This window comes from Streptomyces sp. NPDC001401 (assembly GCF_042895385.1).
In the GTDB taxonomy this organism is placed as follows: domain Bacteria; phylum Actinomycetota; class Actinomycetes; order Streptomycetales; family Streptomycetaceae; genus Streptomyces.
In genome coordinates this window covers 924,467-939,038 of record NZ_JBIAWI010000001.1, presented here as the reverse complement: position 1 = coordinate 939,038, position 14,572 = coordinate 924,467, and the positions used below count along the sequence as shown (strand labels likewise).

Genomic DNA, 14,572 nt, shown 5'->3' with positions numbered 1-14,572 from the left:
AGAAAGGCTGGTGTGCGTCTGTGTGCTCGTGGTCAGCCTGCGCGGACCTCGTACGTCGCCACCCGCACCGTCTCGTCGTCCAGGCACTCCCCGGAGCGCAGGTCGAAGCGCTGCTTGAGCAGCGGCGAGGCGACGAACGAGCGGCCCTGGTGGGTGCCGGTCAGGCCGCGGGAGAGGACCGCCGCGCCGCCGAAGGGGTCGCGGTTGTCGATGGCGTACAGCTCACCCGCGCGGTCGCGGAACAGGGCCACCTGGCGCCCGTCCGGCAGCAGGGCCGCCACACCGCGGCCCGGCAGCAGCGCGCCGAGGTCGCAGACCGTGAACCAGCCGTCCTCGAGCTGCAGTTGGACCTTCAGGTCGGTCGTTTCGGGTGCCAGGGTCATCGCTGGGCGCTCCCTTCCAGGGGACGGTGGCCGATGGTCAGCAGCGGCAGGTCGGGCTTGATCTGGTCGCGCTCGGGGACGAAGCCGACGACCGGGTCGGGGGTGTCGGGGGCGTTCACGAAGGACACGAACCGGGCCAGCTTCTCCGGGTTGTTGATGGTGGTCGCCCACTCGTCGGCGTAGTTCGCCACGTGGTCCGCCATCAGGGACTCCAGCTCCTCGCAGATGCCGAGGGAGTCCTCCACCACCACGTCGCGTACGTGGTCCAGGCCGCCGGGGATGCGCTCCAGCCAGGTGGAGGTGCGCTCCAGGCGGTCGGCGGTGCGGATGTAGAACATCAGGAAACGGTCGATCAGACGGACCAGTTCGGCGTCGGAGAGGTCTTGGGCGAGCAGGTCCGCGTGGCGCGGGGTCGCGCCGCCGTTGCCGCCGACGTACAGGTTCCAGCCGCTCGCGGTGGCGATGACGCCGAAGTCCTTCGACTGGGCCTCGGCGCACTCGCGGGCGCAGCCCGACACCGCCGACTTGAGCTTGTGCGGCGACCTCAGCCCCCGGTAGCGCAGCTCCAGGTCGATCGCCATGCGGACGGAGTCCTGGACGCCGTAGCGGCACCAGGTCTGGCCCACGCAGGACTTGACGGTGCGCAGGGCTTTTCCGTAGGCGTGGCCGGACTCGAAGCCCGCGTCCACCAACCTGGCCCAGATCAGCGGGAGTTGCTCGACCCGCGCGCCGAACATGTCGATCCGCTGGCCACCCGTGATCTTCGTGTAGAGGCCGAAGTCGCGGGCGATCTCGCCGATCACGATGAGGCCCTCGGGGGTGATCTCACCGCCGGGGATGCGCGGGACGACCGAGTACGAGCCGTTCTTCTGCAGGTTGGCGAGGAAGTGGTCGTTGCTGTCCTGCAGGGAGGCCTGCTCGCCGTCCAGGACGTAGCCGCTCGCGCCGATCGTCGGGGCGAGGGAGGCGATGATCGAGGCCACCGCCGGCTTGCAGATCTCGCAGCCGTCGCCGCCTTTGGCCTCGTCGCGTCCGTAGCGGTCCAGCAGGTCCTGGTAGGTGTTGATGCGCAGGGCGAGGACGATCTCGTAGAGCTCCTCGCGGGTCTGGCCGAAGCAGCCGCACAGGCCCTTGTCGACCTCGACGCCGCTCGCCTCCAGTTCGGCGGTGACCAGCTGGCCGAGGACCTTGACGCAACTGCCGCAGGTCGTACCGGCCTTGGTGCACTTCTTCACCTCGGGCACGGTGGTGCAGTTGTGCTCGGTGACGGCGCCGCGGATCGTGCCCTTGCGGACGTTGTTGCAGGAGCAGATGATCGCGTCGTCCGGCAGCGCGGTCGGGCCGAGCTGGGCGGACTCGCCCGCGCCGGCGGGCAGCACCAGGGACTCGGGCGAGACCGGCGGGACCGAACCGGTGAAGGCCTTCAGCGTGCCGTAGGCCTCCGCGTCGCCGACCAGGATGCCGCCGAGCAGCGTGCCGTCACGGCCGATGACCAGCTTCTTGTACAGGCCGGCGCGGGAGTCGGAGTAGACGACGTCCAGGCAGTCCTCGGTGGCGCCGTGTGCGTCGCCGAAGGAGGCTACGTCGACTCCGAGGAGCTTCAGCTTGGTGGAGAGGTCGGCGCCGGTGAAGGACGCCTCGTCGGCGGCGATCGTCGCGGCCGCGGTCTCCGCCTGTTCGTAACCGGGGGCCACCAGGCCGTACACCCGGCCGTCGGAGGCCAGCGCGCACTCGCCGATCGCGAACACGTGCGGGTCGGAGACCGTGCGGCACTGCTCGTCGACCGTGATGCCGCCGCGCTCGCCGACCGTCAGGCCGCAGTCGCGGGCCAGCTGGTCGCGGGGGCGGACACCGGCGCTGAACACCACCAGGTCGGTGGCGAGTTCGGAGCCGTCGGAGAGCTTCATGCCGGTGACGGCGCCGTCCTCGCCGACGACGATCTCCTGTGTGCCGACGCCCGTGTGGACGGACAGGCCCATCTCCTCGATGGTCCGCAGGAGGGCAGCGCCACCGCCCTCGTCGACCTGAACCGGCATCAGACGCGGCGCGAACTCCACGATGTGGGAGGTGAGTCCGAGACCCTTCAGCGCACCCGCGGCCTCAAGTCCCAGCAGACCGCCGCCGACCACCGCACCGGTCGTCGCCCTCGTCTTCGCGTACTCCTCGATCGCAAGCAGGTCCTCGATCGTGCGGTAGACGAAGCAGCCCTCGGCGTCCTTGCCCGGGACCGGCGGAACGAAGGGGTACGAGCCGGTGGCCAGGACGAGGGTGTCGTACTCGAAGACCTTGCCGGACTTCGCCGTGACCTGCTTCGCCTCGCGGTCGACGGTCTCGGCCGGGTCGCCGACGTACAGCTCGATGCCGTGGTCGTTGATGAACTCCATGTCGGTCATGGAGAGTTCCTCGGGCGTCCTGCCCGAGAAGTACGAGGTGAGCGCTACGCGGTCGTACGCCGGACGCGGCTCCTCGCACAGCACGACCACGCGGTGCGTGGCGGTCAGGCCGCGCTCGGCGAGCGCTTCGAGGAAGCGCTGGCCGACCATGCCGTGGCCGACGAGCACGATCGTGGGGGTGCCGGTGGACATCAGGAGCCTCCATCGTTGGTGAGCAGGTGGAGCAGGGGGGCACCGTCGGCGGGGAGCGGCTCTGCCCCCTCCCAGGCGCGGGCGAGTGCGCCGACGGTGCCCAGTTCGCCGACGAGGACCCCGCCGACCAGGCGGTCGTCGCGGACGACGACCTTGCGGTAGGTGCCGCGGGTGGCGTCGGTGAGTTGTACGACGTCGTCGCCCGGGCGGGCCTCCGTCTCGCCGAAGGCGGCGAGGTCGAAGGGAGAGTCGTGCCCGACCAGCGTGAGCCGGGTCAGTGAACGGGTGCCGGTGTAACGGGCGTTGGAGTTGCCGGCCTCCCCCGCCAGCAACTCGGCCAGGACCTCGGCCTGTTCGAGCGCCGGGGTGGCGAGTCCGTACACGGTGCCGTCGTGCTGGACGCAGTCGCCGACGGCCCGGATGTGCGGGTCGGAGGTACGGAGCTCGTCGTCGACGACGATGCCCTTGCGCACGTCCAGCCCGGCGATCTGGGCGAGGCCCACACGCGGGTGCACCCCGCAGGCCAGGACCACGATGTCGGCGTCGAGGGCGTATCCGTCGGACATCTCGACCGAGCGGACCGCACCGCCGACGCAGCGCACGTCACGCACCCGGCACTCGGTGTGGATCTCGACGCCGAGGTCCTTGAGGTGCCGCTTGACCAGCTTTGATGCGCCCGGGTCGAGCTGGCGCTCCATGAGCCGCTCGCCCTGCTGGGCCAGCACCACCTGCGCGCCGCGCTGGGCGAGCGCACGGGCCGCGGAGACCCCGAGGAGCCCGCCGCCGATGACGACCGCCCGCACCCCCGGCCGTACGGCCTTCGAAAGACCCAGGCAGTCGTCCATCGTCCGGAACGCGTGCACGCCCTCGGGCAGCACGTGGTCCGAAGTGAACAGGCCGCGCAGGGGCGGGAGTACGGGGTTCGAACCGGTCGCCAGGACCAGCGTGTCGTATGCGATCTCCGAGCCGTCCGCGAGGTGTACGGCTCGCACCTCGCGGTCGATGCCCGTGACCCGGCCGCGGAGCAGCTCGGCGGGCGCGGGCAGCGCGATCACATCCGGGTTGTAGCGCCCGGCCAGCACCTCGGCGAGCAGCACCCGGTTGTACGGGCGGTGCTCCTCCTCGCCGATCAGCGTCACGGGCGTGCCGAGCTCGCCGAGCCGCCGGGCGAGACGGACGCCCGCGAGCCCGGCGCCGATCACCACCACACGCGTATTCGAGGTCATGCCTAGGAGCGTGCGGTGCCGGTGTTACCCGGCAGCATCACCTCTGTTTCCCGCGAGGAACGCTGCCCTCAGCAGAGGCTCGCCGAGGGTGTGAGGGTTCGGCGTGCACGGCGGGGGTGTGGTGTGAGGTGGGGGGTGGCGCCGGGCTCGGTACGGCTGACCGGCCCAGGGCTGCGCGCAGGCACGATCGTCTACGACGTGCGTTTCCGGCGGTTGTGCACGCCTGAAAACGCGTGGGGACCGTTCGGCAGGTTCCTTTACGGTGGCCCGATGGCGACCCAGGTGATCGTGCTCAATGGCGGCTCCAGCTCCGGCAAGTCGGGGATCGTGCGGTGTCTGCAGGCGGTGCTGCCGGAGCCGTGGCTGGCCTTCGCGATCGACACGTTCGTCGAGTCGATGCCCGCGTCGATGCAGGCCACGCTCGTCTCGCCGGACGGTGCGGTGAACGTGGGGCCGGATTTCGGGAAGCTGCAGGACGCCTGGAGGGAGGGGGTCGCGGCGACGGCGCGGGCGGGTGCCCGGATCGTTGTCGACGATGTCTTTCTCGGCGGGCCGCATTCGCAGGAGGGGTGGCGCAAGGCACTGTCAGGCCTGGACGTGCTCTGGGTCGGCGTGCGGTGCGAGGCCGCGGTGGCCGCGGGCCGGGAGATCGGCCGGGGTGACCGGGTGCGAGGCATGGCCGAGCAGCAGGCGGAGCTGGTCCACAGGGGCGTGATCTACGACCTTGAGGTGGACACCACACACACCGAGTCCCTGGAGTGTGCGCGGACCATCGCGAAGGCGGTTGTCACCGGCTCCCCGTGAGATGCGCGAACACGACCACGTTCCCCTGATAGCCCGTCGACCGCGAATATCCCCCGCCGCAGGTGATCACCCGCAGTTCGGGCCGGTCCGCGGCGCCGTACACCTTCTCGTCGGGGAAGTGCGCGGCGTCGTACACCTCGACCGCGTCCACCGAGAAGAGCGCCGTGCTGCCGTCCCGCCGGTCCAGTTCGATGCGGCTGCCCTTCTTCAGGGCGCCGAGGTCGTAGAAGACGGCGGGGCCGTCGGCGTTGTCGACATGGCCCGCGACGACGGCGGTCCCCTTCTCCCCGGGGGTGGTGCCGGCCTCGTACCAGCCGGCGAGGTTCCGCTTCGCGGCGGGCGGTACGTCGAGGCTGCCGGACGGGGTGAGGGCGAGACCCATGAGGGCGGCGTTCACGTGGATCGAGGGGATGCGGATGCGGTCGGGCGGGGAGGGCGGCAGCACGGGCGCGCCGCGCGGTTCGCCGCCCTGGCCGGTGCGGGCCGCCTGCGCGGCCGACGGCTGCGGCGGGGCGTGCGTCCCGGCGCCGCCGAGCAGCCAGGCGCCCGAGCACAGGGCGACCACGGTGACGGTCCCTATCGCGGTGTTGCTGACTCTGCGCACGCGAGCCTCCTGCCTGGCAGAGCGGGTGGACTCCGGTGGAGCGGGTGGACCCGGCCCCCTCCGGGCCGCGAGGGGCGTCGGACCCGGAGGGGGAGGGACATGCGGTACCGGCGGACGGACAGCGGAGGGTGTCCGTCAGATCCCGTCGCCTCTCGCCCGGCGATGCAGGAGCCAGGTACCGCCCGCGGCGGCGACGGCGAGAGCCGCCACGCCGGCCGCGGTCTGCACGGGATCGGGGCCCAGGGCGCCGCCGACCCCCGTCTTCACACTTCCCCGGGGCTCCTGCCCGCGCACCGCGGTCAGTGTCACCACCAGGTCGCCCTTGACCTGCCGGCCGCCCTCGGCGCACTTCGCGACGATCTCGTACGTCCCCGGCTGCGCGCTCGGCGGCACCCGGAACTGCCCGATCGCCTCGCCGTCGTGTGCGCTCGGCGCCAGCGTGAAGGCACCGGCCCCCACCGCGCCGGCGTCGCCCGCCGCCGTTCCCTCCGCCCCGCACTGCGCGGTGTTCACCGTGACCTGGGTGCCCGGTACGGCCTGGGAGGGGAACACCTCCAGGCTTCCGTCGCCGTCGTCGCCGTATGCGGGCGCGGCCACGAAACCCGCGGCTGCGACGGCGAGTGCGGTACCGGTCAGCAGACGGGCGGTACGTCGCATCGGTGCTCCTTCGAGCTCTCGTCGGTGTCCCCTGCCCTTCCGAGGTAAGTGGCAGCGGGGCGAGCGCGCTCCCTGAAGGTGCGTCAGAAATGCGGTGAATGGGTGTCAGATCCGGGCGCCGCGCGGCCGCTCGGGCGGACTTTCAGCAGGTCACCGGCGTAGGACGGGGATTGCGCGGAACAGCACCCGAAGGGCGCAGGGCGCGCGTGTGAACGGGTGACCCGGTGATCGGGGTGCTGGCTTGACCTCAAGGAAGGTTGAGGTATCAGGCTGTGGCGCATGCAGACCACAGCAGATGCCCCCCTTGCCGTCACCCTCGTCATCGGCAGCAATCGCCACGGCCGCTTCGGCCCCGTCGTGGCCGACTGGCTCCTGGACCGTATGCGCGACCGCGACGACCTGCTCCCCGAGGTCGTCGACGTGGCCGACGCGGACCTGCCCACGACGTTCGCCCCGACCGCCGAGGCGGCCGCGGTGCGCTCCTCCATCACCCCGAAACTCGCGGCCGCGGACGCCTTCGTGGTCCTCACTCCCGAGTACAACCATTCCTACCCGGCCGGCCTCAAGAACCTCATCGACTGGCACTTCACCGAATGGCAGGCCAAACCCGTCGGCCTCGTCTCCTACGGCGGCCTCTCGGGCGGCCTGCGCGCGGTGGAACACCTCCGCCAGGTCTTCGCCGAACTCCACGCCGTCACGCTCCGCGACACGGTGTCCTTCCACAACGCGGGGGCGTCCTTCGGCGAGGGACGGCTCAAGGATCCGTCGGGTCCGGAGGCGGCGGCGAAGGTGATGCTGGATCAGTTGGTGTGGTGGGGGAGGGGGTTGAGGGAGGCGCGGGAGAAGCGGCCGTACGGGGCGTAGGTGTGTCTGGGCGGCAGCGGAGGCTGGCTTTGTGCCCGGCACCGCTGCCACCCTAATCGCGGTCAGTTCACATTGACGGCACTCCAGGCCGCCGCCACCGCGTTGTACTCCGTGCTCCCCGCCCCGTACAGATCCTTCGCCGCGTTCAGGGTCGCCGTACGCGCTCCCGCGTAGTTCGTCGAAGAGGTCATGTAGACGGTCAGCGCCCGGTACCAGATCTGGCCGAGCTTCTCCCGGCCGATGCCCGTCACCGTTTTCCCGTTGGACGTCGGGGAGTTGTAGCTGACGCCGTTGATGGTCTTCGCGCCGCTGCCCTCCGCCAGGAGGTACGCGAAGTGGTTGGCGACGCCCGAGGAGTAGTGGACGTCGAGATTGCCCACCGACGAACTCCAGTAGTCCGCCGAGGCGCCGTCCTTCGACGGCTTGTCCATGTAGCGCAGCGCATCCCGTCCGAAGCCGGAGCGGACGATCTTCTCGCCGATCAGGTAGTCGCCGGGGTCGGAGGGGTTGTTGGCGGACCACTCCACCAGCGTGCCGAGGATGTCGGACGTCGCCTCGTTCAGGCCGCCGGACTCGCCCGAGTACGTCAGCGCCGCCGTCTTGGAGGTGACGCCGTGCGTCATCTCGTGGCCGGCCACGTCCAGGCCGACCAGCGGGCCGAGGCTCGTGCCGTCACCGTCGCCGTACGTCATGCAGAAGCAACTGTCGTCCCAGAAGGCGTTGTTGTACTTGTTGCCGTAGTGGACGCGGTTGTAGGAGCCCTTGCCGTCGTTCGCGATGCCGTTGCGGCCGAAGGAGTTCTTGTAGAAGTCCCAGGTCATGTCGGTGCCGTACTGCGCGTCAACCGCGGCGGAGGCGCGGTCGGCGGTCGTTCCCGTCCCCCAGTGGTTGTCCGCGTCGGTGAACACCGTCGAGGGGGCGCGGCTGACGCAGATGCTGGTCAGGAAGCACAGGTCCGTCTGGTTCGCCGCGTCACCCGTGTAAGTGCCGCCGCGCGACGGGTCCTTGAGCTGGTACGTCGACCCCGACAGCGTCGTGTTGAGCGGCACCGTGCCGCTGTACAGCGACTTGCCGTCGCCCGTCGCCGTCTCGATGTCGTCCCAGGCGTCGATCTGCGAGCCGGTGCGGGCGTCCGTGATGACGGTGCGGGAGACCGGGTTGCCCAGGGAGTCCTTTGCCGCGACGCTCGTCCGCCAGGCCAGCTTCGGCGTTCCGTGCAGGGCGTCGACGACCAGCTCCGGCCTGGCCGTCAGCTTCCTCAGCGTCTCGCCGAGGTTGACCGCGCGCAGGGCGTTCGCCGCGAGATCGGCGGCCTTCGGGGCCGATATGGAGGGGACGATCGAGGCGAGGGATATCTTGCTCCGCGTCGCCCGGTTCGCACTGCGGTACGTCCCGTCCGAGGCCAGATGGACCACGAAGTCGCCGCCGAGCACCGGGAGTTGACGGTACGTCCGGTCGTAGCGCACATGCTGCGTGCCGTCCTTGTCGACGATCACGTCCCGCACCTTCGTGCCCTCGTCGGAGGTGAGCCCGAGGCTCGCGGCGTGTGCCAGGAGCGCCGACGCCGCGTTCGCGATCGCGCCTGCCCTGGTCGGCTGTTCGTCCGCCACGGCGGCGGGGGAGAGCGCCGCGGCCAGCAGAGTGGCGGTGGTGGTGGCGGCCACGCCGAGAGCGGCGAGACGACGGGAACCTCGGACGTCGATACGTATCCGGCTCATCGATCTCCTCGAGAAGGCACGCCGAAGGGCGCGCGGGTCGGCGCAGGTGTTGACGAAGATTTAAGGGGCCATGACAGGGCGAGGTCCATGGCGAGTACGAGGAGGTATGTGTGGAGAGAGAATCGTTTTTGTGAGACTCCCGTTTTTCGTCTACGGCACCCTCCTCCCCGGCGAGGCCAACCACGACCTGTTCCTGCGCGGCCGCACAGGGCATGAGGAGCCGGCACGGCTGAACGGCGCGGTCCTGTACGACGGTCCCGGCTATCCGTACGCCGTGGAGGAGTGGGGCGGGGTGGTCTACGGCGAGCTCGTGACCGCACTGCCGGACGAGTACGAGGAGTTGCTCATCGCCCTCGACCGGCTGGAGGACTACGCCCCCGGGGACCCGCGCAACCTCTACGAGCGCGTCGAACGCCAGGTGATCCGCGACGGCCACGACACGGCCGTACGCGCCTGGGTGTACGTGGCCGCCCCCGCGGTCGCCGCACGCCTGCGCGCCCGCGGGAAGCTGATCGAGAGCGGGGACTGGCGGGTCAGGTGAGCTCCAGCCGCACCGCGCACGTCTTGAACTCCGGCATGCGGGAGGTCGGGTCGAGGGCCGGGTTGGTGAGGGTGTTGGCGCGGCCCTCGCCGTACCAGTGGAAGGGCATGAAGACGGTGTCCGGGCGGATGCCGTTGGTGATCCGGGCCGGTGCCACGGCCCGGCCCCGCCGGGAGATCACGGCCACCGGGTCGCCCTCGGCCGCGCCGAGCCGTTCGGCGAGCCGCGGGTGCAGTTCCACGAAGGGGCCGGGCGCGGCGGCGTTCAGCTCGTCCACGCGGCGGGTCTGGGCGCCGGACTGGTACTGGGCGACGACCCGGCCGGTCGTCAGCAGCACCGGGTACTCGTCGTCCGGCTCCTCCGCGGACGCCCGGTGCGAGACGGGGACGAAGCGGGCCCGGCCGTCCGGGGTGGCGAAACGGCCGAGGAAGAGACGGGGGGTGCCGGGGTGTCCCACTTCCGTATCGGCGTCGGCAGTGGGACACGGCCAGAACACCCCGTTCTCCTGCGCCAGCCTCTGATACGTGATCCCGGAGTAGTCCGCCGGCCCGCCCGCGCTCGCCCGCCGCAGCTCCTCGAAGACCTCCTGCGGGTCGGTCGGGAAGCCCTTCTCCACGCCGAGCCGGTCGGCCAGTTCGTGCATGACGTCGAGGTCGCTGCGGACACCCTCGGGAGCCGTGATCGCGCGCCGCCGCAGCAGTACACGCCCCTCCAGGTTGGTCGTCGTACCGGTCTCCTCCGCCCACTGCGTCACCGGCAGCACGACGTCCGCGAGCGCTGCCGTCTCCGACAGCACGACATCGCAGACGGCAAGGAAATCAAGGGACTTGAAGCGCTCCTCGACATGCCCGGCACGCGGCGCCGAGACGACCGGGTTGGACCCCATCAGCAACAGCGACTTGATGTCCGTGCCGAGGGCGTCGAGAAGCTCGTACGCACTGCGTCCCGGCCCGGGCAGCGAGTCCGGGTCGACGCCCCACACCTCGGCCACATGCCGCCGCGCCGCCGGGTCGTCCAGCTTGCGGTAGCCGGGCAGCTGGTCGGCCTTCTGGCCGTGTTCGCGACCGCCCTGCCCGTTGCCCTGCCCGGTCAGACAGCCGTAACCGCTGAGCGGCCGTCCCGCGCGCCCCGTCGCCAGGCAGAGGTTGATCCACGCGCCGACCGTGTCCGTGCCCTTGGACTGCTGCTCGGGGCCGCGCGCGGTCAGCACCATCGCGTTCTCCGGCTCGCAGAACAGCCGCACCGTTTCCCGCAGTTGGGGGACGGACACCCCCGTGATCCGTTCCACGTACTCCGGCCAGTGCGCCATCGCCGCGGCCCGCGCGTCCTCCCAGCCGACCGTGCGCTCAGCCACGTACTCCTCGTCGACCCGCCCCTCGGCGACGACCAGATGCAGCAGACCGAGCGCCAGCGCGAGATCGGTACCGGGCCGCGGTGCCAGATGCAGATCGGCCTGTTCGGCGGTCTTCGTGCGGCGCGGGTCCACGACGATCAACGTGCCGCCGTTCTCGCGCAGCTCGTTGAAGAACCTGAGCGACGGCGGCATGGTCTCCGCGAGGTTCGACCCCACCAGGATCACGCAGCCCGTCTTCGGGATGTCCTCCAGCGGGAAGGGCAGCCCCCGGTCGAGCCCAAAGGCCTTGATGCCGGCCGCCGCGGCCGACGACATGCAGAACCGCCCGTTGTAGTCGATCTGCGAGGTACCGAGCACCACGCGCGCGAACTTGCCGAGCGTGTACGCCTTCTCGTTCGTCAGACCGCCGCCGCCGAAGACGCCGACCGCGTCCGGGCCATGTTCCGTACGCGTTCGGCGCAGTCCTTCGGCGATCCGGTCCAGCGCTTCGTCCCAGGTGGCGGGCACCAGAGCGCCCTCGGAACGCACCAACGGGGAGGTCAGGCGCACCCGGGACGAGAGCACGGCCGGCGCGGTACGGCCCTTGCTGCACAGCGCACCCCGGTTCACCGGGAAGTCCGCGCGCTCGCTCACCTCGACCGTGCCGTCCGTCGCGGGCGTCAGGTTCATCCCGCACTGCAGGGCGCAGTACGGGCAGTGGGTGGGCGTCGCGGAGATCTGCATGCTCCTCAGCGTGCTTCGGGCGTGTTACGTGCAGGGCGGCCCCCTGTTACACGGGCGGGACGGCGACCTCCCCGCCGGGCGCCGGAGGTCGTGAGGCGCACACGACTGCCCACCTCAAGTCGCCGCGGGGCGGGTCGCAAGTTGCCTCTGGTGTGAAAGACGCCACATGTGGCTCGTTCCGTACCGTACTTGGCCGGTCACGCGTTGTTGAGAGTTGAAAAACCAGGACTACAGTCTGGCTTCGCGCACCACTCCGCACGGCGTTCGACATACCGGGCATGCCCGCCGCTCATCCCGGACCGGCAGCAAACCGTCTCGAAACAGCCAGGAGGGTCCCCCGATCATGCCCTTGCGTCACTTAACCCCCCGCGACCAGCAACTTTTCCGGCAGTACGGCCGCGGCCTCGCCGCCGACGTCCCCGACCCGCTCATCCACCACGCCGTCGAACGGCGGGCCGAGGCCACCCCGCACGCCGTCGCCGCCGAGCACCACGGCGCGACGATCACCTACGGCGAACTGAACCGCTACGCCGACGCCCTCGCCGCCCGTCTGATCCGCGAGGGCGTGCACCCCGGCGATCACGTCGGCCTCTTCGTGCGCCGCTCGATCCCGATGCTGGTCGGCCTGCTCGGCATCCTGAAGGCGGGCGCCGCCTACGTCCCCCAGGACATTGCCCTCACACCCCCGCCCCAGCTCACCCACATCATCCGCACCGCCCGCACCCGGGTGATCCTCACCGTCGCCGATCACGCGTCCCGTGTGCCGCTGCCCGCCGGACACCGTCTGATCGCCCTCGACACCGAACCCCTCCCGCACACGCCCAACCTGCGACCGGCGATCCACCCCGACGACGGCTGCTACGTCCTGTTCACCTCCGGCACCACCGGCCGCCCCAACGGCGTCAAGGTCACCCACCGCAACGTCGCCAACATCCTCCTCACCGAACCCGGCGACCTCGGCATCCGCCCCGGCGACCGCGTGCCCCAACTCCTCAACATCGCCTTCGACATGGCGGCCTGGGAGATCCTCGGCTGCCTCGCGCACGGCGGCACCCTCGTCATCCGCGGCCAGGACATCGCGGCGGCCGCCCGTACGGCGGACATCCTCATCGCCACCCCGACCGTCCTGTCCGGCATCGACCCGGCGGCCTGCCCGCGCGTCCGCACGGTCGCCGTGGCCGGTGAGCCCTGCCCGCGCCCGCTCGCCGACCGCTGGGCGAAACGAGCCGCCTTCTTCAACTGCTGCGGCCCGACGGAGACGACGATCGTCAACACGATGAGCCGCCACGACCCGGCGGCCCCGCTCCTCACCATCGGCCGCCCGACCCCCAACAACACCGTGTACGTCCTCGACGCCGACCGCCGCCCGCTCCCCATCGGCGCGGTGGGCGAGATGTGGGCGGGCGGCGACTGCGTCTCGGCCGGCTACCTCGGCAACGACCGCCTGAATGCCGAGCGTTACGCCCCCGATCCCTTCCTCGGCCCCGGCCACCGCATGTTCCGCACCCGGGACCTCGGCCGCTGGACCCCCGACGGCGAGCTCGAACACCTCGGCCGCACCGACGACCAGGTCAAGGTGCGCGGCTTCCGGGTCGAACTCGACTCCGTCTCCTCGGTGCTGGAGTCGGTCCGCGGCTGCGTGCGCGCGGTGACCCTGAAGCGGGACGCCCGCAGCCTCGTCTCCTTCGTCTGCCCGGCCGATGTCGACCCGGACGCGGCCCGCCGCGCGGTGGCGGACGCACTGCCGTACTACTGCGTGCCGTCGGAGATCCTGCCGCTCGCGTTCCTCCCCGAGACCGACCGCGGCAAGATCGACAAAACGGCGCTGCTACGGCTGGCCGAGGAGCGCACGGCGGTGGCCCGATGACGACGGCACCGGTACAGCAGACCGTCGAACTCCCGCAGCCCACCTCCGCACCCAGACGGCTCCTCAAGCACCCACGGCTGATGCACTACAACCGGCTGGCCGGGCTGCTCCTGGCACTCAACGCGGCGTACGCGGCGGCGAGTTGGCCTCTGTCGACGGCAGCCCTCGCGCACGCCTCCCTCGCCAACCTCGCCCTCGCCGTCGTCGTCCGCCAGCAGTACGTCATCAACTTCCTCTTCCGGCTGGCCACTTGGGCCCCCACGACCTGGCCGCTGAAGATCCGCTGGACGCTCGGCAAGGTGTACCACTTCGGCGGGCTGCACGTGGGCGGGGCGCTGGCGGGATCGGCCTGGTTCCTGGCGCTGGTGGCGACGGAGCCCAACGGGCAGTCGTCGGCGGTGGGTTGGACCCTGATGGCCCTCCTGACCGTCATCGTCGCCACCGCCCTGCCGTCCTTCCGCTCCCGCCACCACGACCACTTCGAGAAGATCCACCGATTCGGCGGCTGGACGGCCCTGGTCCTGTTCTGGGCGCACACCCTGCTGTCCGGAGCCGGTCCCGGCTCCGTGACCGTCCTCGCGGTCGTCACCTTCAGCGTCGCGCTGCCCTGGCTGCGGCTGCGCAAGGTCGACGTCCGCCTCGAACGCCCCTCCCCGCACGTGGTGCTGGCCCGCTTCGACCACGGCGAGACCCCCTTCGCGGGCTCCTCCACGGCCATCAGCCGCAGCCCGCTCAAGGAATGGCACTCCTTCGCCAACGTCCCCACCCCCGGCCAGCCAGGGTTCCGGCTCACCATCTCCCGGGCCGGCGACTGGACGGGCTCCTTCATCGACGACCTGCCGAAGCGCGTCTGGGTCAAGGGCATCACGACGGCCGGGGTCGCCAACATCGAGACGCTGTTCACGAAGGTCGTATACGTGGCGACGGGCAGCGGCATCGGCCCCTGCCTGCCCCATCTGCTGGCCGCCGAGGTCCCCTCCCGCCTGGTCTGGGCGACCCGCGACCCCCGCACCACCTACGGCGACGCCCTCGTCGACGAGATCCTCGCCGTCCAGCCGCACGCCCTCGTCTGGGACACCTCCCGGCACGGCAAGCCCGACATGGTGCGCCTCGCGTATGCCGCGTACCGCGACTTCGGGGCCGAGGCGGTGATCTGCATCTCCAACAAGAAGCTGACCTGGCAGGTGGTGCACGGCCTGGAGCGGCGCGGCATTCCGGCGTACGGCGCGATCTGGGACTCGTAACT

12 protein-coding genes are annotated in these 14,572 nt (G+C 71.0%); 5 read left to right on the top strand and 7 right to left on the bottom strand.

The annotated features are described in order from the left end of the window. Positions 1-32: 32 nt before the first annotated feature. From nirD to ACFY10_RS04355, 3 genes are read right to left on the bottom strand one after another with little or no spacing between them, the layout of a single operon-like run. Positions 33-383: a nitrite reductase small subunit NirD gene (gene nirD / locus ACFY10_RS04365; RefSeq protein ID WP_390663521.1), complete on the bottom strand. Its 351-nt coding sequence runs from the start codon at positions 381-383 to the stop codon at positions 33-35. Next, positions 380-2,968, bottom strand: coding sequence for a nitrite reductase large subunit NirB (gene nirB / locus ACFY10_RS04360; protein ID WP_390663520.1), 2,589 nt, complete (start codon positions 2,966-2,968; stop codon positions 380-382). The genes nirD and nirB overlap by 4 nt, the downstream gene beginning before the upstream one ends. Continuing rightward, positions 2,968-4,194: an NAD(P)/FAD-dependent oxidoreductase gene (locus tag ACFY10_RS04355; RefSeq protein WP_390663519.1), complete on the bottom strand. Its 1,227-nt coding sequence runs from the start codon at positions 4,192-4,194 to the stop codon at positions 2,968-2,970. Before ACFY10_RS04355 ends, nirB begins: the two co-directional genes overlap by 1 nt. Before the next feature lie 270 nt (positions 4,195-4,464). On the opposite strand from ACFY10_RS04355, the gene cpt reads away from it, so the two are divergent. Next, positions 4,465-4,998: a chloramphenicol phosphotransferase CPT gene (gene cpt, locus ACFY10_RS04350; protein WP_390663518.1), complete on the top strand. Its 534-nt coding sequence runs from the start codon at positions 4,465-4,467 to the stop codon at positions 4,996-4,998. Here the strand turns inward: cpt and ACFY10_RS04345 are convergent. Together ACFY10_RS04345 and ACFY10_RS04340 are read right to left on the bottom strand one after the other, a co-directional pair. Beyond that, on the bottom strand, positions 4,982-5,602 hold the full coding sequence (locus ACFY10_RS04345) for a class F sortase (RefSeq protein WP_390663517.1): 621 nt from the start codon (positions 5,600-5,602) through the stop codon (positions 4,982-4,984). The two genes, cpt and ACFY10_RS04345, sit on opposite strands and share 17 nt — an antisense overlap. A gap of 135 nt (positions 5,603-5,737) precedes the next feature. Then, positions 5,738-6,259, bottom strand: coding sequence for a hypothetical protein (locus tag ACFY10_RS04340; RefSeq protein WP_390663516.1), 522 nt, complete (start codon positions 6,257-6,259; stop codon positions 5,738-5,740). Positions 6,260-6,538: 279 nt separating this feature from the next. On the opposite strand from ACFY10_RS04340, the gene ACFY10_RS04335 reads away from it, so the two are divergent. After that, positions 6,539-7,123 carry an NADPH-dependent FMN reductase gene (locus ACFY10_RS04335; protein WP_390663515.1) on the top strand — a complete coding sequence of 195 codons (585 nt, stop codon included), beginning with the start codon at positions 6,539-6,541 and terminating at the stop codon, positions 7,121-7,123. Between the two features lie 62 nt (positions 7,124-7,185). Here ACFY10_RS04335 and ACFY10_RS04330 read toward each other — a convergent pair whose 3' ends face one another. Then, complete coding sequence (locus ACFY10_RS04330) at positions 7,186-8,841, bottom strand: M4 family metallopeptidase (RefSeq protein WP_390663514.1); 1,656 nt, start codon at positions 8,839-8,841, stop codon at positions 7,186-7,188. Between the two features lie 130 nt (positions 8,842-8,971). Between ACFY10_RS04330 and ACFY10_RS04325 the strand changes: the two genes are divergently transcribed. Continuing rightward, the gene (locus ACFY10_RS04325) at positions 8,972-9,382 is read left to right on the top strand and encodes a gamma-glutamylcyclotransferase family protein (RefSeq protein WP_390663513.1); all 411 of its coding nucleotides are present in this window, start codon (positions 8,972-8,974) and stop codon (positions 9,380-9,382) included. Here ACFY10_RS04325 and ACFY10_RS04320 read toward each other — a convergent pair. Further along, positions 9,375-11,459, bottom strand: coding sequence for a molybdopterin oxidoreductase family protein (locus ACFY10_RS04320; protein ID WP_390663512.1), 2,085 nt, complete (start codon positions 11,457-11,459; stop codon positions 9,375-9,377). The genes ACFY10_RS04325 and ACFY10_RS04320 overlap by 8 nt on opposite strands. Before the next feature lie 343 nt (positions 11,460-11,802). Here ACFY10_RS04320 and ACFY10_RS04315 point away from each other — a divergent pair, with 343 nt between their 5' ends. Together ACFY10_RS04315 and ACFY10_RS04310 are read left to right on the top strand one after the other, a co-directional pair. Then, the gene (locus tag ACFY10_RS04315) at positions 11,803-13,326 is read left to right on the top strand and encodes an amino acid adenylation domain-containing protein (protein WP_390663511.1); all 1,524 of its coding nucleotides are present in this window, start codon (positions 11,803-11,805) and stop codon (positions 13,324-13,326) included. Next, positions 13,323-14,570: a hypothetical protein gene (locus tag ACFY10_RS04310; RefSeq protein WP_390663510.1), complete on the top strand. Its 1,248-nt coding sequence runs from the start codon at positions 13,323-13,325 to the stop codon at positions 14,568-14,570. Before ACFY10_RS04315 ends, ACFY10_RS04310 begins: the two co-directional genes overlap by 4 nt. Positions 14,571-14,572 lie beyond the last annotated feature (2 nt).

Coding starts and splice junctions, on each gene's coding strand:
- cpt (WP_390663518.1), top strand. CDS start 4,465: ATGGCGACCCAGGTGATCGTGCTCAATGGCGGCTCCAGCTCCGGCAAG.
- ACFY10_RS04315 (WP_390663511.1), top strand. CDS start 11,803: ATGCCCTTGCGTCACTTAACCCCCCGCGACCAGCAACTTTTCCGGCAG.
- ACFY10_RS04340 (WP_390663516.1), bottom strand. CDS start 6,259: ATGCGACGTACCGCCCGTCTGCTGACCGGTACCGCACTCGCCGTCGCA.
- ACFY10_RS04320 (WP_390663512.1), bottom strand. CDS start 11,459: ATGCAGATCTCCGCGACGCCCACCCACTGCCCGTACTGCGCCCTGCAG.
- ACFY10_RS04355 (WP_390663519.1), bottom strand. CDS start 4,194: ATGACCTCGAATACGCGTGTGGTGGTGATCGGCGCCGGGCTCGCGGGC.
- ACFY10_RS04335 (WP_390663515.1), top strand. CDS start 6,539: ATGCAGACCACAGCAGATGCCCCCCTTGCCGTCACCCTCGTCATCGGC.
- ACFY10_RS04310 (WP_390663510.1), top strand. CDS start 13,323: ATGACGACGGCACCGGTACAGCAGACCGTCGAACTCCCGCAGCCCACC.
- nirD (WP_390663521.1), bottom strand. CDS start 383: ATGACCCTGGCACCCGAAACGACCGACCTGAAGGTCCAACTGCAGCTC.
- nirB (WP_390663520.1), bottom strand. CDS start 2,968: ATGTCCACCGGCACCCCCACGATCGTGCTCGTCGGCCACGGCATGGTC.
- ACFY10_RS04330 (WP_390663514.1), bottom strand. CDS start 8,841: ATGAGCCGGATACGTATCGACGTCCGAGGTTCCCGTCGTCTCGCCGCT.